The organism is Williamsia sp. z71, assembly GCF_059553375.1.
The window spans coordinates 1-21,023 of sequence record NZ_JCANWX010000007.1 but is presented as its reverse complement, the minus strand read 5'-3'; the positions used below and the strand labels follow the sequence as shown (position 1 = coordinate 21,023).

Genomic DNA, 21,023 nt, shown 5'->3' with positions numbered 1-21,023 from the left:
GCGAGTTGACGGGCGCGAAATGAACCCTGTTCTGCCTGTGGGGCTGCAGGCGAGCGCTCGCGTGCCTGCATCGAGTGCCAATCTCGGCCCCGGCTTCGATTCGCTGGGTATCGCGCTGGGTATCTACGACGACGTCTCGGTGACCGTCTCCGGCCCCGGCCTGCGGATCAGCGTGAGCGGCGAAGGTGCCCAGGGGGTGCCCCTGGACGAACGCCACCTGGTCGTTCGTGCGATCAACCGTGGTCTCGAGGCGGCCGGTGTCACGGCGCCGGGTCTGGATGTCGAGTGCCGCAACAGCATTCCGCACTCGCGTGGGCTGGGTTCATCGGCATCGGCAGTTGTCGGGGGACTGGCCGCAGCGGCCGGACTGGTGCGTGCGGCGGGGGTCGGCACCCCGTTGTCGACCGATGCACTCGTGCAGCTGGCCTCGGAGTTCGAAGGACACCCGGACAACGCCTCGGCCAGTGTTCTCGGCGCGGCCGTCGTGTCGTGGTCGGAGGGCGAGTGCGGTGAGGCCGCTGCGGCGCTGGAGACCGACGCGCCGCGTGCGGTGCGCTACTTCGCCCGAAAGCTCGATGTCCATCCGTCCATCCGGGCGTTTGTGATGATTCCGCAGGTCGAGTCGTCCACGGCCGTCACGCGCGGGCTCCTGCCCGACGCGGTCGCGCGGGTGGACGCAGTCTTCAATGTCAGTCGTGCCGCACTGACCGTGGTGGCGCTGACCACCGACCCGGACCTGCTGCTCGCCGCCACGGAGGACCGGCTGCACCAGGACTACCGCGCCCCGGTGATGCCTGCCACCGCGGAGATGGTTCGTTGGCTACGAGAGCGGAGTGTTCCCGCCACGGTCTCCGGCGCCGGCCCGACCGTGCTGGCGCTTACCACGTCGCCCATGCCCGCCGGATCGTCCGAGAAGGCGGCTGAACTGGGATTTGTGATCGACGAGGTAGAGATCGCGCCGGGAGTAGTCGTACACTGAGAAGCGGCCGGGTCAGCTGGCTCATCTGCTGTCAGGGAACACGCCGTCATCGATGGGTGTTGCTCATACTGTTGATCGTGGTTAGCATGTACCCGTCCAGCCGCGAAAGTTTCACCACGCGTGCTTCTCACAAGAAATGTGAAATTCTACGGTCAGAGCCCGCGGGCGTCCTTCCGTGAAATCGAAGCGCGGCATACGACACAAAAGCCTAAAAGACCGCTCCAAATAGCGGCACCTCTCACCTGGTCTGCGGGTGCGAGAAACACTGCCCCCGCGAATCTACCGGCGGGGGAAGGAAAGGATATCCGTTGACGGATACGGACCTCATCACTGCACAGGGTGCGGAAAACACACTTGACCTCGGCGGAGTCGATGCTCCGAAGGCCGAACGTCGTCGTGGCACCGGCCTGTCGGGGATGGTTCTCACCGAGTTGCGCGGCCTCGCCGGCGAGCTCGGCATCAAAGGCACGTCAGGTATGCGCAAGAGCGACCTGATCGCGGCCATCAAGGAGCGCCAGAGTGGCTCCACCGCTGCTGCTGCTGTGCCTGCGAAGACCAGGGCAGCGGCCGCCAAGGCGCCCGCCGAGAAGACGTCGGCCAAGACCGAGTCCGCCGCACCGGCCGAGGCCGTGCAGGAGACCAAGAAGGCTCCGGCCACCAAGGTCGATGCCGAGGCGGCCCCGGTGGAGACGGCTCGCCGTGAGCGGCGCCGTGGCGCCTCGACCGACAGCGCGGAATCGGCGTCGAAGGACAGCGGTTCCGACGCTCCGGCGCAGGTCAGCGCCGAATCGGTTGAGGACAACGAGTCCGGCGATGGTTCCGATGGCCGCCGTCAACGTCGTCGTGGACGCGACGGTCAAGATCGTACGGCCACGAACCGGGACGGTCAGAGCGGTGCTCGCGACAACCAGGGCGGGCGCGACAACCAGTCCCGCGACAACCAGTCCCGTGACAACCAGTCCGGCGGACAGAACCGCGACAGCGGGCAGAACCGGGACAACCGGGGCGGCGATACGCGCAACGCAGACCGCGACAACCGCGGCGAAAACAACCGTGGTGGCGACAACCGCGGCGAAAACAACCGTGGCGAAAACAACCGTGGTGGCGACAACCGCGGTGGCGACACCCGGACCGCCGATCGCGACAACCGGAACGCCGGCAACCAGAACAGCGGTCCGCGCAACAACAATCGCGACAACGGTCCCGACGACGACGGAGACGGTGACGGCCGCGGACGGCGCGGACGCCGCTTCCGCGAGCGTCGTCGTGGACGCGATCGGACCGACGGTCCCGGTGGCGGCGGCGAGCCGCAGGTTTCCGACGACGATGTGTTGCAGCCGGTGGCGGGCATTCTCGACGTCCTCGACAACTACGCATTCGTGCGGACCTCCGGATACCTGGCCGGGCAGAACGACGTCTACGTGTCGATGAACCTGATCCGCAAGAACGGACTGCGTCGCGGTGACGCGATCACCGGTGCGGTAAAGGTCGCCCGTGACGGCGACCAGTCGAATCAGCGGCAGAAGTTCAACCCGCTGGTCCGGATCGACTCGGTGAACGGTGCCGACGTCGAAACCGCCAAGCGGCGACCGGAATTCAACAAGCTGACCCCGCTGTACCCGAACCAGCGACTGCGTCTGGAGACCACCAGCGATCGGATCTCTACCCGCGTCATCGACCTGGTCATGCCCATCGGCAAGGGCCAGCGTGCGCTGATCGTCTCGCCTCCCAAGGCGGGTAAGACCACGATCCTGCAGAACATCGCCAACGCGATCTCGATCAACAACCCCGAGTGCTACCTGATGGTGGTCCTCGTCGACGAGCGGCCTGAAGAGGTCACCGACATGCAGCGTTCGGTCAAGGGTGAGGTCATCGCCTCCACCTTCGACCGGCCGCCGTCAGATCACACCTCGGTCGCCGAGCTCGCGATCGAGCGGGCCAAGCGTCTTGTCGAAGACGGTAAAGATGTTGTCGTCCTGCTGGATTCGATCACCCGACTGGGACGCGCGTATAACAACGCCTCCCCGGCGTCGGGTCGAATCCTCTCCGGTGGTGTCGATTCCACGGCGCTGTACCCGCCGAAGCGTTTCCTGGGTGCGGCCCGCAACATCGAGAACGGTGGTTCCCTGACGATCATCGCCTCGGCACTGGTCGAGACCGGTTCCACCGGTGACACCGTGATCTTCGAGGAGTTCAAGGGCACCGGCAACGCTGAGCTCAAACTCGATCGCAAGATCTCGGAGCGTCGGGTGTTCCCGGCCGTCGACGTCAACCTGTCCAGTACCCGTAAGGACGAGTTGCTGCTCTCGCCCGAGGAGTTCTCCATCGTGCACAAGCTGCGCCGGGTGCTCTCCGGATTGGATTCGCAACAGGCCATCGACCTGCTGGTCAGCCAGTTGAAGAAGACCAAGAACAACATGGAGTTCCTCATGCAGGTGCAGAAGACCGCAGCGGGGAACATGAAGGACGACTGAACCCGTCCCCAGACCTGACGACAAACCCACCTCTTCCGGTCCGGAAGAGGTGGGTTTTTTGTTTCAGCTCTCGGGGACGGTGCCCGGTCCCGGATCGAACGGTGGGGGATCGGCGGGGTCGAATCGTCCCGGTACCGTCGCGCACGTGGCACCGGGTTCGGGATAGCCGGTCGCCGAGGGGCTTTCGTCGTACACACCGGGCTGCGTGTTCTGCCGGGTGGCGGTGATGAACTGGTCGATCCGCTCGTCGTCGACATCGCTGACCTTGAGCTGGTGACCCCAGGACTGCAGCGATATCGGCTGGTCGAGACCGGGATACGGGGACATCAGCAGATAATTCAGGCCATCGACGCGCTGCTCGAGTTCGGCGATGTCGTCGGCGTCGAGGTCGTCGGGGTTGTAGGTGACCCAGACGGCGCCGTGCTCGAGGGAGTGGACGGCATTCTCGGTGCGGATGGCAACGGGATAGACCACACCGGTGCAGGTTGCCCACACCGAGTCGTGGCGCCCGCCCAGTGGTGGGGTGTACGTGTACTTCACCTTTTGGCTGTCGGTCACGTGCTCGGCGGCGGGGTAGTAGACCTTGAGGACACCGTCGATCTGATCGGTCGGATCAGGATTGGAACCGGTCGGTTCGAAATCCCGGGTCGAACTGCCTGCCGATTCGCCACCGGTGGTTGCTGCCAGGGGTTCGCCGTTCTGCGACGAACTGCATGCGCTCAGGCCGATGACCAGTAGCAATCCGGTCGCGGCGAGCTGTACCGCTGGTTTCACGTTCACACCTGTCTGATCGATTTGTGATCGGCGTCGATGCCGGGCCACCGGGCCACCATCCTGTCAGAACCCGCCGACGGGGTCAGAACCGTCAGGTCTGGGGTTTGGTTTCGGGAATCGTGCCCGGTCCGGGTTCGAACGGTGGGGGATCGGCGGGATCAAAGGCATCCGGTACCGCGGTACAGCTGGTTCCCGGGGTCGGATGTGCGGCCGCGGTCGGATCCTCCGGGTATACGTTCGACTGCGCGTTCTGCTTGGTCGCGGTGATGAACTGGTCGATCCGGGGGTCATCCGCGCTCTCGACCTTGAGCTGATGTCCCCAGGACTGCACGGAGATCGGCTGATCCAGACCCGGATACGGCGACATGAGCGTGTATTCCACCCCCGCGACGCGCTCGGCCAGCCTGTCGACGGTCTCAGCGTCCACATCGGGGTTGTACGTGATCCAGACGGCGCCGTGTTCGAGCGAGTGGACGGCGGTTTCACTGCGGATCGCCATCGGGTAGACCACGCCGGTACATCCGGCCCAGGCCCAGTCGTGGGTTCCACCGAAAGGTGGTGCATGTGTGTATCGCACCTTTTCCTCACGCTCGACATGGGCCGGCGGCGGGTAGTAGACCTTCAGCACGCCGTCGATCTGATCGGTGGGATCGGGATTGAGTCCGCTCGGCACGAAGTCCAGGAGCGAGAGACTGTCCGAGGCCGACGGTGATGCGCCCTCCGAACTTCCCTCGGCACTGTCCGATTGTGTGGAACTGCAGGCCGTCAACCCGATGGCCAGTGCAAATGCAGTTGCTGCGAATCGTCTCGCGTGTGTCACCGTGATACCTGTCCGGCCGGAATGAACCCGGGCGCGTCGTTGTTGTTGAGGTTATCGTGCCGCCAGAGCGGACAGACCTTCAACTGGTACCAGCGATTCGCAGGTCGGGAGGCTGTTCTGGCATACTGAGCGGTCGAGTCCGGTTCCGGTTCACACCTGCGATCCGCGTAGGTGACCCGGCGACCATGAAAGGGACCCCAGAAATGAAGCAGGGAATTCACCCCGAGTACGTCGAGACCACTGTGGTCTGCGGCTGCGGGAACACTTTCCAGACCCACTCCACCCAGGTGTCGGGTCGGATCAACGTCGAGGTCTGCTCGCAGTGCCACCCGTTCTACACGGGCAAGCAGAAGATCCTCGATACCGGTGGCCGTGTTGCGCGCTTCGAGAAGCGCTACGGCAAGCGGGCCGCTGCAAAGAAAGACGCAGCAGACAACTAGCTTGTACAACCGGCGTCTGACTCTGCCCTGCGGCAGGTCAGGCGCCGGTTTCTTTTTTCTTCAACAGCCCACTTCCGGTCACCCGCTCTCCATTCGGGTGTCGTAGCCACACCGTCAAGGAATCAGGTCATGAGCATTTCCGATCCGTCCGCGATCGACGACATCCTTGCCGAGCACGCCGGCTTGCAGAGCCAGATGTCCGACCCGTCGTTACACGACGATCCGACGGCCGCGCGGCGGGTGGGCAAGCGGTTCGCCGAACTCGCGCCGATCATGGCGACCTACACAAAGCTCCAGGCCGCACAGGACGATCTGGAAGCAGCGCGCGAACTCGCGGCCGACGACAGCGCTTTCGCCGCCGAGATCCCCGAACTCGAGCAGACCGTCGCAGCCCTCGATCAAACGCTGACCGACCTGCTCTCCCCACGCGACCCGCACGACGGCGACGACGTGGTGCTGGAGGTCAAGTCCGGCGCCGGTGGCGAGGAGTCGGCGCTGTTCGCCTCCGATCTCGCGCGGATGTACCTCAAATACTGTGAGCGCCAGGGCTGGAAGGCCCAGATCCTCGGTGTCACCGAGTCCGACCTGGGCGGGTACAAGGAGGCCACCATCTCGATCAAGTCGAAGGGTGACGGTCCGGACGGTGTCTGGTCCCGGTTGAAGTTCGAAGGCGGCGTGCATCGGGTTCAGCGCGTCCCGGTCACCGAATCGCAGGGTCGCATCCACACCTCGGCCGCCGGTGTCCTGATCTACCCCGAACCCGATGAGGTCGAGCGGGTCCAGATCGATGAGTCCGATCTGCGGGTCGACGTCTACCGCAGCTCCGGCAAGGGCGGGCAGGGCGTCAACACCACCGACTCCGCGGTCCGGCTCACGCACCTGCCGACCGGGATCGTCGTGACCTGCCAGAACGAACGTTCACAGCTCCAGAACAAGGCCAGGGCCATGCAGGTCCTCGCGGCCCGGTTGCAGGCCGCTGCCGAAGAGGCCGCCAACGCCGAGGCCTCGCAGGGGCGGGCCGCCCAGATCCGCACCGTCGACCGCTCGGAGCGCATCCGCACCTACAACTATCCCGAAAACCGGGTCACCGACCACCGGATCGGCTACAAAGCGCAGAACCTCGACGCTGTGCTCGCCGGTGACATGGACGGGCTTCTCGACGCGCTGGCCGCCGCGGATCGTCAGGCCCGCCTCGAGGCGGAGTGAACGCCAGGGCTCTTCGCCGGGCGGCCGTCGCACAGCTGACCGCGGCCGGTGTACCGAGCGCGCAGGTCGACGCCGGTTTGCTGTTGGCGTTTGTGCTGGACCGCTCGGTCGGAGAACTGATCGCCGTCGACGACCTGTCCGATGCCGAGGCCACCCGCTATCGCGAACTCGTCGATCGGCGTGCGCAACGTGAACCGCTGCAGCACATCATCGGTCACGTCGCGTTCGGGCCGATCGAGATCGAGGTCGGCCCGGGGGTCTTCATCCCGCGGATGGAAACCGAACTGCTCTACGCGTGGGCGGTGACCCAGATCGAGGACATCGCCCGCCCCGTGGTCGTTGATCTGTGCAGCGGCAGCGGCGCGCTCGCACTGGCCGTGGCGGCGACCCATCCCGGTGCGCGGGTCCATGCGGTCGAGATCGACGACAACGCCCATGAATGGCTGTCCCACAACCTGTCCCGGATGCCCGTGGAGGTTCGCGAACGGGTCACGGTCCACCAGGGTGATGCCGCCGACCCGGACATCTTGCCGGGGATCGTTGCCGACCTGGTGGTCTCGAACCCGCCGTACATCCCGGAGGGTGCAGACCTGCCGGCCGAGGTGGCCGACCACGATCCCGCGTTGGCGTTGTTCGGTGGAGCCGACGGCATGTCGGTGATCACACCGATGATCTCGGTTGTCGCGCGGATTCTGCGACCGGGTTGCGCCGTGGGGATCGAGCACGACGACAGCACCGGTGACCTGGTGATGGCGGCGCTCGGGGACAGCGGGCACTTCGACGCGATCACCCAGAAACCCGATCTCGTCGGCCGTGCGCGATTCGTCACCGCCATGCGTCGCTGATCGGAGACCGTCAACGTGCAAGGATGGACGCCGTGAGCACTACGTTCGATTGCAGCAATCCCGGATCCCGGTCCGCCGGCCTGCGCGCCGCGGTCGGCGCCGTCAAAGGCGGACGCCTGATCGTCATGCCCACCGACACCCTCTACGGAATCGGTTGTGACGCTTTCGATTCCGAGTCCGTGAACAGCCTGCTGGCCGCCAAAGGCCGCGGTCGTGACATGCCGGTGCCGGTCCTGGTCGGCTCCTGGTCGACGATCGACGGACTGGTCCTGTCGGTGTCACCGACCGCCCGCGAACTGACCCGCGCCTTCTGGCCCGGAGGTCTGAGTCTGGTTGTGCACCAGGCGCCGTCGCTGGCCTGGGATCTCGGTGACACCCGCGGCACCGTGATGCTGCGGATGCCGCTGCATCCGGTGGCGATCGAGGTGCTGCGTGAGGTGGGTCCGATGGCGGTGTCCAGTGCCAACGTCTCCGGGCAGCCGCCGGCCACCACCGTCGAGCAGGCGCGCGAGCAACTGGGGGAGTCCGTGGCGGTCTACCTCGATGGTGGGCCCGCCGCGAAAGCGGTGCCGTCGACGATCGTCGACCTCACCGATGTCACACCCAAGATCTTGCGAGAAGGCGCGATCAGCGCCGAAGAAATCGCCGAGGTCCTCGGCACCGAGGTCGAGAGTCTTCGGGTCTGACCCGCATGTGGACCCCCGGTAGCGTCCGTATCCGTGGCCTATTCGACAACGTTGAATGAGGGCAGTGGTGTGTTGATTGCCGCCCAGTCCGGTCTCACCAGTAGCGGCGCGGGTGTGCCGCTGCGTGAATTGATGCTGGTCGGACTGTGCGCCGCACTCATCACGTACCTCATCACGGGCGTGGTGCGGGTTGTCGCGACCCGGACCGGTGCGGTCGCGGTTCCGCGTAACCGTGACGTCCACGCGGTGCCCACACCCCGACTCGGCGGTGTCGGCATGTACCTGGGTGTGCTCGCCGGGATGGTCCTGGCCGGCGAACTGCCCGCGTTGACGCGAGGTTTCGACTACACCGACGACATGAATGCCGTCGTCGTGGCGGGCGGGGTGATCGTCCTGGTCGGGATCATCGATGACCGGTGGGGGATCGACGCGCTCACCAAGTTCGTCGGCCAGCTCACCGCTGCAGGCGTGCTGGTGATCATGGGGCTGAGCTGGACGGTCGTGAACGTGCCGTTCGGTGACATCGGGACCGTTGTCCTCGACCCGCTGCAGTCGGGGCTGCTCACCATCGCGGTCACGGTGGCGACGGTGAACGCGATGAACTTCGTCGACGGGCTGGACGGACTGGCGGCGGGCCTGGCGCTGATCGCGGCGCTGGCCATCTGCGTCTTCTCCCTGGGCCTTCTGCACGATCAGGGCGGTGATGTCAGCTACTACCCACCGGCCCTCATCGCCGTGATCCTCGCCGGCGCCTGCCTCGGCTTTCTCCCACACAACTTCCAGCCGGCGCGCATCTTCATGGGCGACTCCGGTTCGATGCTCATCGGCCTGATGCTGGCCGCGGCGTCGACCAGTGCGTCGGGCCGGATCGCCATCAACGCCTACGGCCCGGCCGATGTCTTCACCCTGCTCTCGCCGATCATCCTGGTGGCCGCGGTCATGTTCATCCCGATGCTCGACATGCTGCTTGCGGTCATCCGGCGAACGCGTGCCGGTGTCGGGTTCTACACACCGGACAAGATGCACCTGCATCACCGGCTTCTCGAACTCGGTCACTCCCATCGCCGCGTCGTGCTGGTGATCTACCTGTGGGTCGGTGTCCTCGCCTTCAGTGCTGCTGCCAGCACGCTGTTCTCGGCGTCTGTGGTGCTCCCGGTCCTCGGTGGCGGGCTGATCATCGCGATGCTCGCAACGATCGTTCCCCGCCTACGGAACCGGCACCGGGCGGGTGTGAGTACCGGCGCTTCCTGAACGACCCTTACCCTGGAAGGGTGAACGAAGCTTCTGAACCAGCACTGACCACCCCAAATGATGCAAGACCGATCACCCCGTTGCAGAAGGCGATCCGCTACGGCGCGCTCGGACTTGTTGTACTGACCGTGATCAGCGCGGGCGCCTGGGCGCTCATAGACGGCACCGAGGGCCTCTGGGGAGCGTTGGTGGGTGCGGCGTTCGGCGGCGGATTCATCCTGTTCACGGTCGTCGTCGTGGTGCTGACGGCCAATGCGTCCCCGACGACCGGCGGTGCGATCCTGATGGGCACGTGGCTGCTCAAACTGTTGTTGGCCATGCTCGCCCTCGCGGCGCTGAGCAACGTTGATTCGCTCAATCATGTCGCCCTCGGGGTCACCGCACTCATCGCGATGGTGATCGTCCTGGCGTGCGAAACCTACGCGGTCATGACCACCAAAATCCCGTACGTCGATGTCGCCCCGGAGGGTGACATTGACGACGAGGATTGAATCCGGACATACTACACAGGGTAGTATTGGTGTCCGGCGGATACCCGAACTATGAGGGTCACCTACCGTATTGCTATCGTTGGCCCGCAGAAGAGAACCGGACTTGACCAGCCCGGTACTCAGACTGCCGTGCGACGCGAGAAGGCGCAGGAATGCGACTTTCGCCCAGGGGAGTTCCCCGGGCCGTGTACGGCATGAAATCTGAGAAGAACTTTTTGCTAGATCTGAACTTATGTCCGGTCGAACTGCAGGCACGCTGCCTGTGGCCAGAGCACGGGAGAGAGTGCTGAGCGTCTTGAACCTCGCGGCAGACGATGGGGGATACCACCCACCCTCGCTGTCCGACTTTTACCCTGATGCAGTCCTTTTTGAAGGAACGATCTTCGAACTCGATCGTCTGATGCTGATCCGGCTCTTGATGGCCGGCGTCTGCGTCGTCTTCTTCTTGCTGGCCTTCCGGAGCCCGAAACTGGTTCCTCGCGGCTTGCAGAACGTCGGCGAGATGGCGTTGGACTTCGTCCGTATCCAGATCGCAGAGAGTGTCCTCGGGAAAGAGAACGGGAAGCGTTTCCTCCCGATCTTGGTGACGATCTTCTTCACGGTGTTGTTCCTGAACTTCTCCGGCGTGATCCCGGTGCTGAACATCTCGTCCAACGGTTTGATCGGTATGCCGATCGTGTTGGCCGCGCTGGCGTACATCGTCTTCAACTACGTCGGCATCAAGAAGTACGGCTTCCTCGGCTACGTGAAGTCGAGCATCGTGGTCCCGGACGTGCCGCCCGCGCTGCACATCCTCCTGATCCCGATCGAGTTCCTCTCGACCTTCATTCTGCGGCCGTTCACGCTGACGGTTCGTCTGATGGCCAACATGCTTGCCGGTCATATCCTGTTGGTACTGTTCTTCAGCGCCACCCAGTACTTCTTCTTCACCACGGAAGCCTGGACCTGGATCTTCGGCTTGCCGGCATTGCTCGGCGGCATCGCTTTCACTTTCTTCGAACTCCTGGTGATCGTGTTGCAGGCATACATCTTCGCCTTGCTGACTGCCGTCTACATCGACCTGGCTGATCACGCCGCGGAACACTGACCGAAGCGTTACCCCCCAATACATCTCGACCAACAAACTGGCCGCTGCGGCTAAACCTCGCCCAGCGGATCAAGAAGAAAGGGATCCAACACCATGAGCAACCTCGCGCAAGTAACCGGTGAGATCAGCGAACTCAACTTCGGCGCCATCGGATACGGTCTGGCTGCCATCGGCCCCGGTATCGGTATCGGCATCGTCGTCGGCAAGACCATCGAGGGCACCGCGCGTCAGCCGGAGCTCGCCGGCCAGTTGCGTACCACCATGTTCCTCGGTATCGCATTCACCGAAGCGCTGGCCTTGATCGGCTTGGTTGCCGGCTTCATCTTCTGATCCGATGAGTGCCAACTCCTTGATTCTCGCCGCCGAAGAGGAATCGCATAATCCTCTTCTGCCTGCGACCTACGACATCACCTGGTCCATCGTGGCCCTGGTGATTGTGGGACTCGTCTTCTGGAAGCTAGTTCTTCCACGGGCTCAGAAGGTTCTCGAAGAGCGCACCGACGGCATCGTCGGTGGACTCAAGCGGGCCTCTGATGCACAACTCGAAGCCGACGCCCTGCTCAAGCAGCGTGAAGAGCAGCTGCTCGAAACCCGTGCAGTCGCCGCGCAGATTCGCGAGGACGCACGGCTACGCGGACAAGAGATCATCGCCGAGCTCCGGGCTCAAGGCGAAGCGGAAAGCGCGCGCATCGTTGCCGCAGGCCGCTCGCAGCTGAAGGCCGAACGCGATCAGATCGTCACCGAACTCCGGTCGGACCTCGGTCGGACCGCTGTTGACCTGGCCGAGAAGATCGTCGGCGAGCACCTGGAAGAAAGCGCCAAGCGCGGACAGACCGTTGACCGGTTCCTGGCCGAGCTCGACGCGACTTCTGCGCAGAGGAAGTGAAGGCGATGTACGCAGCCAGCCGCGACGCTTTGAGCGGTACCCGGGCAATCCTGGCCGAGACGATTTCAGCAGCCGGTGGCGACGCCGCCACGACTGCGCAGCAGATCGGTTCCGACCTGTTCGCAGTTGTCGGGTTCCTCGACAGCGAGCGATCGTTGCGTACCGCGTTCGGCGACATCTCCGCACCGGTGGATGTCCGGCAGGGTCTGGCACGCCAATTGTTCGGCAGCCAGATCGGTGCCGGCACTCTGGCCGTGGTGGTCGAGGCGGTCGGCCGTGACTGGTCGAGCACCTCGGACCTGCTGGACGGGCTTGAACTCCTCGGCCGCGAGGCCTACCTCAAGTCGGCGGCCGAAGCGGGAACACTCGACGCAGTCGAGGAAGAACTGTTCTTGCTCGGCCGTACGGTCGCCGCTCACCCCGAACTCGAGATTGTCCTCAAGGACAAGTCTCGATCGGCCAAGGCGCGCCAGGAACTGCTGGCGTCGCTGACCTCCGGCAAGGTGTCAGCGGTCACCGAGGCACTCGCCATCCAGTCGATCGCCCGGTTGTCCGATCAGAAACCGGCTGACGCACTGGATGCGTTGTCGAACCTGGCCGCCGGACAGCGTGATCGTCTGGTTGCGAAGGTGCGGGCATCCGTCGAGTTGACGAGCTCGCAGGTGGACGCTCTGACGTCCACACTCGCGCGCATCTACAACCAGCCGATCATCACCCATGTTGTCGTCGATCAGGACCTGCTCTCGGGCTTGGTCGTCAAGATCGGTGACGAAGTGATCGATGGTTCAGGCGCCGGCCGACTGGCCACGATCCGCAAGTCGCTGGGCTGAGCTTCGCCGCAGACGACGCACCACACCGATTCCACAAAACTCACGACCACGCAGGAAGAGCAGGGCAAGAATATGGCGGAGTTGACGATCACCTCCGATGAGATCCGAAGTGCGATTGAAACCTACACCTCGAATTTCTCAACGGAAGTTGCACGTGACGAGGTCGGGTATGTCACTGATACCAGCGACGGAATCGCACACATCAGCGGACTGCCGTCCGCGATGTCGAACGAACTCCTCGAGTTCCCCGGCGGCGTCCTCGGCGTCGCACTGAACCTCGACGAATCCGAGATCGGCGCAGTCATCCTCGGTGACTACAACACTCTCGAAGAAGGCCAGGAAGTCCGCCGCACCGGAGACGTTTTGTCCGTCCCCGTCGGCGACAACTTCCTCGGCCGCGTCGTGGACCCCCTCGGCAAGCCGATCGACGGCCGCGGCGAGATCGTGTCCTCGGAGAACCGCGTCCTCGAACTCCAGGCGGCTTCGGTGCTCGAGCGCCAGCCCGTCGAGGAGTCGCTGGCCACCGGTATCAAGGCCATCGACGCCATGACCGCAATCGGTCGCGGACAGCGTCAGCTGATCATCGGTGACCGCAAGACCGGCAAGACCGCGGTCTGCATCGACGCGATCCTGAACCAGAAGGCGAACTGGGAAACCGGCGACCCCAACAAGCAGGTTCGCTGCATCTATGTGGCAATCGGCCAGAAGGGTTCGACCATCGCGGGCGTCAAGACCGCTCTCGAAGAGTCGGGCGCGATGGCTTACACCACGATCGTCGCTGCACCGGCCTCGGATTCCGCCGGTTTCAAGTGGCTCGCACCGTACACCGGTTCGGCCATCGGCCAGCACTGGATGTACGAGGGCAAGCACGTCCTCATCGTGTTCGACGATCTGTCGAAGCAGGCCGAGGCCTACCGCGCCATTTCGCTGCTGCTGCGTCGTCCGCCGGGCCGCGAGGCATACCCCGGTGACGTCTTCTACTTGCACTCGCGTCTGCTGGAGCGTTGCGCCAAGCTCTCCGAGGCCATGGGTGGCGGTTCGATGACCGGTCTGCCGATCATCGAGACCAAGGCCAACGACGTCTCGGCGTTCATCCCGACCAACGTCATCTCGATCACCGACGGTCAGGTCTTCCTCGAGTCCGACCTCTTCAACAAGGGTGTTCGTCCGGCGATCAACGTCGGTACGTCCGTCTCCCGTGTTGGTGGCGCCGCTCAGACCAAGGGCCTGAAGAAGGTTTCGGGTTCGCTGCGTCTGGAGCTCGCCCAGTTCCGTGAGCTGGAAGCCTTCTCGGCTTTCGCCTCCGACCTGGATGATGCCTCGAAGGCTCAGCTCGACCGTGGTGCCCGCTGGGTGGAGTTGCTCAAGCAGGACCAGTTCTCTCCGGTATCGGTCGAGGACCAGATCGTCTCGATCTACCTCGCCGGTGAAGGACACTTCGACACGGTCCCCATCGAGGATGTCCGCCGGTACGAGGCGGAGCTGATCGACGAGCTGCATCGCACTGCTTCCGGTGTCTACGAGACCATCGCCGGCGGCAAGGCGCTGACTGACGAGGCTGCTCATGCTCTCGTGGCCGCCGCTGACAAGTACAAGGAAAATTTCTTGGCCAGCGAGAAGTCTGACACCGTGAACGAAGCAGCTGCTTCGGCTCTGGCCGCAGACAAGGTCGAGGACGAGACCGTCAAAGTACGCAAGTAATAGGGAATCGTTTGATGATTGGTAAACGTTTGACGGGCCGGGAAGGGCTGTGACAGTAGATGGCTAGCATTCGCGAGCTACGTTCGCGCATCCGGTCTGTGCAATCGACCAAGAAGATCACGAAGGCACAGGAGCTGATCGCGACTTCGCGCATCACCAAGGCTCAGGCTCGTGTGGCGGCCTCGAAGCCGTACTCGGAGGAGATCACTGCGGTCCTCTCCGAGTTGGCTTCGAGCGCCACCTCGTTGACACATCCGTTGCTGACGGAGCGTCCCGAGCCGAAACGTGCTGCGGTGTTGATCGTTACGAGCGACCGTGGCATGGCGGGCGGCTACAACTCGAATGTGCTGCGCGAGGCTCGCCAGCTCATCGAGTTGCTGACCGAGGAGGGCAAGGACGTCGTCCTTTTTGTCACCGGACAAAAGGGCACGACGTACTTCAACTTCCGGAAGATGCCCGTGCAGGGAAGCTGGACCGGCTTCTCTCAGCAGCCGGCATACAGCGACGCGTGGAACGCCTCCGAGCAGCTGATCGACCTGTTCATGGCGGGTTCGGGCACCATGGTCGATTCGCCTGACGGCAGCCAGGTCGAGGGCGTCGATGAGTTCCACATCGTGTACACGCGCTTCGTCAGCATGCTGACGCAGACACCGGTCGTTCGCCGCGTCGCACCCCTGGTGGTGTCCGTGGACGAGACCGGTGAGAGCACGGGAGCTTCTCGGAACTACGAGTTCGAGCCCGGTCCGGAGGCGCTGCTCTCAGCCTTGCTGCCCAAGTACGTGGCGACCCGCGTGTTCTCGGCGCTGCTCGACTCGGCCGCCTCGGAGTCGGCAGCCCGCCGTACCGCCATGAAGGCGGCCACGGACAACGCCGAAGAGTTGGTCACCAACTTGTCGCGTGAGGCGAACCAGCTCCGACAGGCACAGATCACCCAAGAGATCAGCGAGATCGTCGGCGGTGTTGATGCCCTTTCGTAAACGGACTCGACACATTTTCGGCAACCGGCCGGTGGGGTCGCCGTCCGCGAAACATGCCAATGCCATCGTCACAGAGGAAGAGACATCATGACCACAACTGAAACCCAAACTTCCCGGAAGGGTTCCGCTGGGCTGACCGGCCGCGTCGTGCGTGTCATCGGTCCGGTCGTCGACGTGGAGTTCCCGCGCGGCGCCATTCCGCCACTGTTCAACGCACTTCACGCCGAAATCGCGCTGAAGTCGGTTGCCAAGAAACTGACGCTCGAGGTTGCCCAGCACCTCGGCGACAACTTGGTCCGAACCATCTCGATGCAGCCGACCGACGGTCTGACCCGCGGCACCGAGGTGACCGACACCGACAAGCCGATCTCGGTTCCCGTCGGTGACGTCGTCAAGGGCCACGTGTTCAACGCACTCGGCGATTGCCTCGACGCACCGGGCACCGGTCGCGACGGCGAGCAGTGGGGCATCCACCGGAAGCCCCCGGCGTTCGATCAGCTCGAGGGCAAGACCGAGATCCTCGAGACCGGCATCAAGGTCATCGACCTGCTGACCCCGTACGTCAAGGGCGGCAAGATCGGTCTGTTCGGTGGTGCCGGTGTCGGCAAGACCGTTCTGATCCAGGAGATGATCACCCGTATCGCTCGCGAGTTCTCGGGCACCTCGGTGTTCGCAGGCGTGGGTGAGCGTACCCGTGAGGGCACCGACCTCCACCTCGAGATGGAGGAGATGGGCGTTCTGCAGGACACCGCGTTGGTGTTCGGTCAGATGGATGAGCCGCCGGGCACGCGTATGCGGGTCGCTCTGTCCGCGCTGACGATGGCGGAGTACTTCCGTGACGTCAAGCGTCAGGACGTGCTGCTGTTCATCGACAACATCTTCCGTTTCACCCAGGCCGGTTCCGAGGTCTCCACGCTGCTCGGCCGGATGCCGTCTGCCGTTGGTTACCAGCCGACCCTGGCTGACGAGATGGGCGAGCTGCAGGAGCGCATCACCTCGACGCGCGGTAACTCGATCACCTCGCTGCAGGCCATCTACGTGCCCGCCGACGACTACACCGACCCGGCGCCGGCGACCACGTTCGCCCACCTGGATGCCACCACGGAGCTCTCGCGCCCGATTTCGCAGCTCGGTATCTACCCGGCTGTGGACCCGCTGACGTCGACCTCACGCATCCTGGAGGCCTCGATCGTCGGTGACGAGCACTTCCGCGTCGCCAACGAGGTCAAGCGGATCCTGCAGAAGTACAAGGAACTGCAGGACATCATCGCGATTCTCGGTATGGACGAGCTCTCCGAGGAGGACAAGATCACCGTGCAGCGTGCACGGCGGATCCAGAAGTTCCTCGGCCAGAACTTCATCGTTGCCGAGAAGTTCACCGGCCAGAAGGGTTCTGTGGTGCCGCTCGCCGACACCATCGAAGCTTTCGACAAGGTCTCCAAGGGCGAATACGATCATCTTCCCGAGCAGGCGTTCAACAGCTGTGGCGGACTCGACGACGTCGAGGCCGCTGCCAAGAAGATCACCGGAAAGTGACATCACCCGATGCCTGACACGCCATTTCACGTCGAGTTGGTCGCGGTTGAATCGCGTCTGTACTCCGGCGAAGCAACGTTTGTAGTGGCTCAGACCACCGAGGGCGCTGTGGGTCTGCTGGCTCATCACGAGCCCACGCTGGGTCAGCTGGCACCGGGCGGATATGTCGCGATCGATGAGGTCGGTGGCAAGCGCCGCGTGGCAGCTGTGCAGGGTGGTTTCATCTCGGTGACCGGTGAGGTCGTCACGATTCTCGCAGAGTCGGCCGAGTGGGCCGGGGACGTCGACGAGGCAGCCGAGCGTTCGGTTCTCTCGTCCGCCGAGAAGGGCAGCGCCGAGTACCTGCGGGCCGAATCGCGTCTGCGCGCGGTGGAAGTACTGCAGCAAGTCAAATAAATTGTCGATCGGATGGCATCCTGTAGAGCAGGGCCGTTCGAATGGCTAATTGTTCCACGGTCCCCGCAAACTTCAGACAAGTTTGCGGGGATCGTTGTATTTCTGGCGGGGGTAAAAGGAGGTGTCGTCTGTGGACTGGAATCTGGCTGCCCTCGCGGTGATCGTGCTTGTCCTTGTGTTTGTGCTTTACATGCTCTACCGGATCAACGAATTGCGAGGTTCGGGTACGTCGGCTCTATTGCGTGAACTGCCCGCTGACGATGGCCGGGGCTGGCGGCACGGGGTGGTCCGATACGACGACAACGCCTTGGAGTACTTCCGCCTACGCCGGGTGCTGCCCGGGCCGCAGCGCCTCGTTCTGCGCCAGTCCGTGACTGTCAGTGGCCGTAGGTCACCGACCGCCACCGAAGCCGATGTCCTCGACAACGACATGGTGATCCTCGAACTGGCCGACCACGATGGAGACTTCGAACTCGCTCTCGACAGCGGCGGGGTCACCGCATTCCAGTCGTGGCTCGAATCCCGCCCGTCGCAGCGTGCGGAACGTCGTCGCCGTGACTGAGTATCGGCCGAACCACCACCGTTGACGTGCTCGATCAGAATCTACAAAGAAAGGCCCAGACCGAGACGGTCTGGGCCTTTCTTTGTGTATCCGATCAGTCTTCTGAGCCCGCACCCTGATCGGTGCCGGGCTCGCTGCCCTCAGGTCGGGCACGTTTGCGCTGCTCACCTGGCTGCCACAGGATGTCGCCGCCGGGATTGGCGACCCTGGACAGAATGAAGAGCAGGTCTGACAGGCGGTTCAGGTACTGCGCCGGCAGTGCACTGGTGGAGTCCGGGAAAGCTTCGATGGCCGCCCATGCCGTCCGTTCGGCGCGCCGGGTGACCGTCCGTGCCACATGCAGGTATGCGCTGAGCGGGCTACCGCCGGGCAGGATGAACGAATTGAGCGGCGCGAGCTGGTCGGTGTAGTGATCGCACCAGACCTCGAGGTCGTCGATGTAGCTCTGCAGGATGCGCAGCGGTGGATACTTCGGATCCGCGACCACCGGAGTCGACAGATCCGCACCCGCATCGAACAGATCGTTCTGTACGCGCTGCAGGATCTCGGCGACGTCTGCGGTGGGGTTCCCCATCGCCAGCGCTACACCGATCGCGGCATTGGCCTCATCGCAGTCGGCGTAGGCGAGCACGCGGGGATCGTTTTTGGAAACGCGTGAAAAGTCGCTGAGTCCAGTGGTTCCCGCGTCGCCGGTACGGGTGTAGATACGGGTCAGGTGAACAGCCATGAGAGCAAAGCTACCCGGTATCCTCGCAGTGGTACTGGCCGGTCAGGGCCGCGACACTTCAACCGGGGGACACCATTGGCGTCACAGCCCTTCACCATCGAGCGATCGATCACGATCGCCGCCCCCGCCGAGTCGATCTTCGGACCTACGGCCGGCCGGCCGGCGCGGGGACCGTCGTGAAGTGGCCGACGAGCGGTGAAAACGCCGGGCCGGCAAAGTCATTCGCGAAAGTCATTCCCACCGACAAGTTCATCGGTGGCGATTTCGAAAAGGGGCTCGCCTCCCTGAAGCTCGTGGTCGAGAATCGATGAACGCTATGACGGGCCGTCGGTGGCGGCCACGTTCGGGTCGCCTAGGCTACGTCCGTGGTTGATGATCGTTTTCTGGTGACCGGGGGCGCACGACTGACCGGTGAGGTCGAAGTCGTGGGCGCCAAGAACAGCGTTCTGAAGTTGATGGCTGCGGCGTTACTCGCCGAGGGCAAGACAACCATCACCAATTGCCCGCAGATCCTGGACGTGCCGTTGATGGCCGACGTCTTGCGCGGGCTCGGTGCCACCGTCACCCATGACGGCGACACCGTGGTGATCGACACCCCGGCCGAACTGAAGTTCCACGCCGATTTCGACGCGGTGAAGCAGTTCCGCGCGTCGGTCTGTGTGCTCGGTCCACTGGTGGCGCGTTGCCGACGGGCTGTGGTCGCGCTACCAGGTGGTGATGCGATCGGATCTCGTCCACTCGACATGCACCAGGCCGGGCTGCGTCTGCTCGGTGCACACAGCGTGATCGAACACGGATGTGTGGTCGCTGAGGCGGACAAGCTGATCGGGGCACCGATCAGCCTGGAGTTCCCATCCGTCGGTGCCACCGAGAACATCCTGATGGCGGCGGTACTGGCCGAAGGCGTGACCACCATCGACAATGCCGCCCGCGAGCCGGAGATCGTCGATCTGTGCGTGATGTTGCAGCAGATGGGCGCGAAGATCAGCGGTGAAGGCACGTCCACCCTGACGGTCGAGGGCGTCGAACAATTGAAACCGGTCACCCATCGGGTGATCGGTGATCGGATTGTCGCATCCACCTGGGCCATCGCCGCCGTCATGACGCGGGGTGACATCACCGTCCGCGGGGTTGATCCCCGACATCTGCAACTGGTGCTGTCCAAGCTCGTCGGTGCGGGTGCGTCGGTGACCCAGTTTCCCGACGGTTTCCGAGTCGTCCAGGTGGGTAGGCCGATGGCGGTCAATTACTCGACGCTCCCGTTTCCCGGGTTCCCGACCGACCTACAGCCGATGGCCATCGGCTTGGCCGCGATCAGTGACGGCATGTCGGTGATCACCGAGAACGTCTTCGAGGCCCGTTTCCGATTCGTCGAAGAGATGGTGCGGTTGGGTGCGGATGCTCGGACAGATGGTCATCACGCGGTGATTCGTGGGATCGAACAGCTGTCGAGTGCACCGGTGTGGAGTTCGGACATCCGCGCCGGCGCCGGATTGGTGCTGGCCGGTCTTGTCGCCGACGGGGTGACCGAGGTGCACGATGTGTCGCATATCGATCGCGGATATCCCGATTTCGTGGAGATCATGCGCAGCCTTGGTGGCGAGATCGTGCGTGTGACAGCGGATTCGAAGCAGGACTGACCGGTTGTCAACGCAACGCGCCTGGATTGTCCCGGTGGTGGTGATCACAAGGACATTTCTGTCGGGACGTTGCCGTCTGGTTACGGATCAAACATCTTCCAGAATCCGGTGACCTGCATGAATGCGTCTCGAAGCCGCTGCGCACCAGGCGATTTGACGCCGACCGACTTGTTCCCGTAACTTTCTTCAAGTCAGCGAGTGAGGCGCCGGAGAGCGAGAAGCCGGGAGCCGAGAACACCGACAGGGAAGTCTTCTCCTGAAGGAACAACGCGGACCGCCCATAGTGTGAATGTGCTCCGCCTGTTGGTGGAGGGTTCCAGCGCGGGTGGTGACGGACTGCGAGAGCAGCGAGTTGCATACCGGATGTGAGTCCGGTAAGCTTGAAAAGTTGCCTCCGAGACGGAGACAACGAGGAAGTTACAATAAAATATCCCGCCGGGACGACACGCTTGTTGAAGGTGTGTGCAGATCGGATGTGGGTGTGTTCTTTGAGAACTCGATAGTGTGTCGATGGATTGTTAGTGCCAATTTAGGTGCTGTATGTCTGTCACGGTGACGAAATCCCAGTCTGGGGTTTGGTCGGGTTGACGGATGTGTGGTGCCGGCATTAGTTAGATAATTTTTTGATCCCATCGCAGGTTTTGAGTCCTGTGGTGGTGTCAGTTTTTGTTTGGTTGGGATTATGAAATCTCTTCAGGACATATTTTTTTGAAAC

21 protein-coding genes are annotated in these 21,023 nt (G+C 63.5%); 18 read left to right on the top strand and 3 right to left on the bottom strand.

The annotated features are described in order from the left end of the window. Nucleotides 1-19: 19 nt before the first annotated feature. Nucleotides 20-979 carry a homoserine kinase gene (thrB, locus tag AC51GR_RS17450; protein ID WP_496325918.1) on the top strand — a complete coding sequence of 320 codons (960 nt, stop codon included), beginning with the start codon at nucleotides 20-22 and terminating at the stop codon, nucleotides 977-979. 308 nt (nucleotides 980-1,287) lie between these two features. Continuing rightward, a complete protein-coding gene (rho, locus tag AC51GR_RS17445; protein ID WP_496325917.1) occupies nucleotides 1,288-3,453 on the top strand; it encodes a transcription termination factor Rho in 2,166 nt (721 codons plus the stop codon). Nucleotides 3,454-3,516: 63 nt separating this feature from the next. Here the strand turns inward: rho and AC51GR_RS17440 are convergent, their stop codons facing one another. Together AC51GR_RS17440 and AC51GR_RS17435 are read right to left on the bottom strand one after the other, a co-directional pair. Then, nucleotides 3,517-4,227, bottom strand: coding sequence for a thioredoxin-like domain-containing protein (locus AC51GR_RS17440; RefSeq protein WP_496325916.1), 711 nt, complete (start codon nucleotides 4,225-4,227; stop codon nucleotides 3,517-3,519). Nucleotides 4,228-4,318: 91 nt separating this feature from the next. Continuing rightward, nucleotides 4,319-5,047: a thioredoxin-like domain-containing protein gene (locus AC51GR_RS17435; RefSeq protein ID WP_496325915.1), complete on the bottom strand. Its 729-nt coding sequence runs from the start codon at nucleotides 5,045-5,047 to the stop codon at nucleotides 4,319-4,321. 203 nt (nucleotides 5,048-5,250) lie between these two features. On the opposite strand from AC51GR_RS17435, the gene rpmE reads away from it, so the two are divergent. From rpmE to AC51GR_RS17360, 15 genes are all read left to right on the top strand, one after another. Next, nucleotides 5,251-5,487, top strand: coding sequence for a 50S ribosomal protein L31 (rpmE, locus tag AC51GR_RS17430; protein WP_482138683.1), 237 nt, complete (start codon nucleotides 5,251-5,253; stop codon nucleotides 5,485-5,487). Between the two features lie 129 nt (nucleotides 5,488-5,616). Then, a complete protein-coding gene (gene prfA / locus AC51GR_RS17425) occupies nucleotides 5,617-6,693 on the top strand; it encodes a peptide chain release factor 1 (RefSeq protein ID WP_496325914.1) in 1,077 nt (358 codons plus the stop codon). Further along, the gene (gene prmC / locus AC51GR_RS17420; RefSeq protein WP_496325913.1) at nucleotides 6,690-7,538 is read left to right on the top strand and encodes a peptide chain release factor N(5)-glutamine methyltransferase; all 849 of its coding nucleotides are present in this window, start codon (nucleotides 6,690-6,692) and stop codon (nucleotides 7,536-7,538) included. Before prfA ends, prmC begins: the two co-directional genes overlap by 4 nt. A 32-nt stretch (nucleotides 7,539-7,570) precedes the next feature. Next, nucleotides 7,571-8,224 carry an L-threonylcarbamoyladenylate synthase gene (locus AC51GR_RS17415; RefSeq protein ID WP_496325912.1) on the top strand — a complete coding sequence of 218 codons (654 nt, stop codon included), beginning with the start codon at nucleotides 7,571-7,573 and terminating at the stop codon, nucleotides 8,222-8,224. 33 nt (nucleotides 8,225-8,257) lie between these two features. Then, nucleotides 8,258-9,475, top strand: coding sequence for a glycosyltransferase family 4 protein (locus tag AC51GR_RS17410; protein ID WP_496325911.1), 1,218 nt, complete (start codon nucleotides 8,258-8,260; stop codon nucleotides 9,473-9,475). Between the two features lie 20 nt (nucleotides 9,476-9,495). Continuing rightward, complete coding sequence (locus tag AC51GR_RS17405) at nucleotides 9,496-9,966, top strand: Cg1360 family ATP-synthase-associated protein (RefSeq protein WP_496325910.1); 471 nt, start codon at nucleotides 9,496-9,498, stop codon at nucleotides 9,964-9,966. A gap of 232 nt (nucleotides 9,967-10,198) precedes the next feature. After that, nucleotides 10,199-11,053, top strand: a complete 855-nt coding sequence (atpB, locus tag AC51GR_RS17400) for a F0F1 ATP synthase subunit A (RefSeq protein WP_496325909.1) — start codon at nucleotides 10,199-10,201, stop codon at nucleotides 11,051-11,053. A 93-nt stretch (nucleotides 11,054-11,146) separates the two neighbouring features. Continuing rightward, nucleotides 11,147-11,383: an ATP synthase F0 subunit C gene (locus AC51GR_RS17395; protein ID WP_496325908.1), complete on the top strand. Its 237-nt coding sequence runs from the start codon at nucleotides 11,147-11,149 to the stop codon at nucleotides 11,381-11,383. 4 nt (nucleotides 11,384-11,387) lie between these two features. After that, nucleotides 11,388-11,939 carry a F0F1 ATP synthase subunit B gene (locus AC51GR_RS17390; protein WP_496325907.1) on the top strand — a complete coding sequence of 184 codons (552 nt, stop codon included), beginning with the start codon at nucleotides 11,388-11,390 and terminating at the stop codon, nucleotides 11,937-11,939. Nucleotides 11,940-11,944: 5 nt separating this feature from the next. Further along, a complete protein-coding gene (locus AC51GR_RS17385; RefSeq protein ID WP_496325906.1) occupies nucleotides 11,945-12,769 on the top strand; it encodes a F0F1 ATP synthase subunit delta in 825 nt (274 codons plus the stop codon). Nucleotides 12,770-12,841: 72 nt separating this feature from the next. Then, nucleotides 12,842-14,470 carry a F0F1 ATP synthase subunit alpha gene (gene atpA, locus AC51GR_RS17380; RefSeq protein ID WP_496325905.1) on the top strand — a complete coding sequence of 543 codons (1,629 nt, stop codon included), beginning with the start codon at nucleotides 12,842-12,844 and terminating at the stop codon, nucleotides 14,468-14,470. 59 nt (nucleotides 14,471-14,529) lie between these two features. Then, nucleotides 14,530-15,447 (top strand): F0F1 ATP synthase subunit gamma, encoded by a 918-nt coding sequence (locus AC51GR_RS17375; RefSeq protein WP_496325904.1) that lies wholly within the window; start codon nucleotides 14,530-14,532, stop codon nucleotides 15,445-15,447. Between the two features lie 87 nt (nucleotides 15,448-15,534). Beyond that, nucleotides 15,535-16,983 carry a F0F1 ATP synthase subunit beta gene (atpD, locus tag AC51GR_RS17370; protein ID WP_496325903.1) on the top strand — a complete coding sequence of 483 codons (1,449 nt, stop codon included), beginning with the start codon at nucleotides 15,535-15,537 and terminating at the stop codon, nucleotides 16,981-16,983. A 9-nt stretch (nucleotides 16,984-16,992) separates the two neighbouring features. Further along, nucleotides 16,993-17,379, top strand: a complete 387-nt coding sequence (locus AC51GR_RS17365; RefSeq protein WP_496325902.1) for a F0F1 ATP synthase subunit epsilon — start codon at nucleotides 16,993-16,995, stop codon at nucleotides 17,377-17,379. 130 nt (nucleotides 17,380-17,509) lie between these two features. After that, nucleotides 17,510-17,941 (top strand): DUF2550 domain-containing protein, encoded by a 432-nt coding sequence (locus AC51GR_RS17360; protein ID WP_496325901.1) that lies wholly within the window; start codon nucleotides 17,510-17,512, stop codon nucleotides 17,939-17,941. 94 nt (nucleotides 17,942-18,035) lie between these two features. Here the strand turns inward: AC51GR_RS17360 and AC51GR_RS17355 are convergent, their stop codons facing one another. Further along, entirely contained in the window at nucleotides 18,036-18,668 is a 633-nt protein-coding gene (locus tag AC51GR_RS17355; RefSeq protein WP_496325900.1) for a cob(I)yrinic acid a,c-diamide adenosyltransferase, read from the bottom strand. 365 nt (nucleotides 18,669-19,033) lie between these two features. On the opposite strand from AC51GR_RS17355, the gene murA reads away from it, so the two are divergent. Next, nucleotides 19,034-20,308, top strand: a complete 1,275-nt coding sequence (murA, locus tag AC51GR_RS17350; RefSeq protein ID WP_496325899.1) for a UDP-N-acetylglucosamine 1-carboxyvinyltransferase — start codon at nucleotides 19,034-19,036, stop codon at nucleotides 20,306-20,308. Nucleotides 20,309-21,023 lie beyond the last annotated feature (715 nt).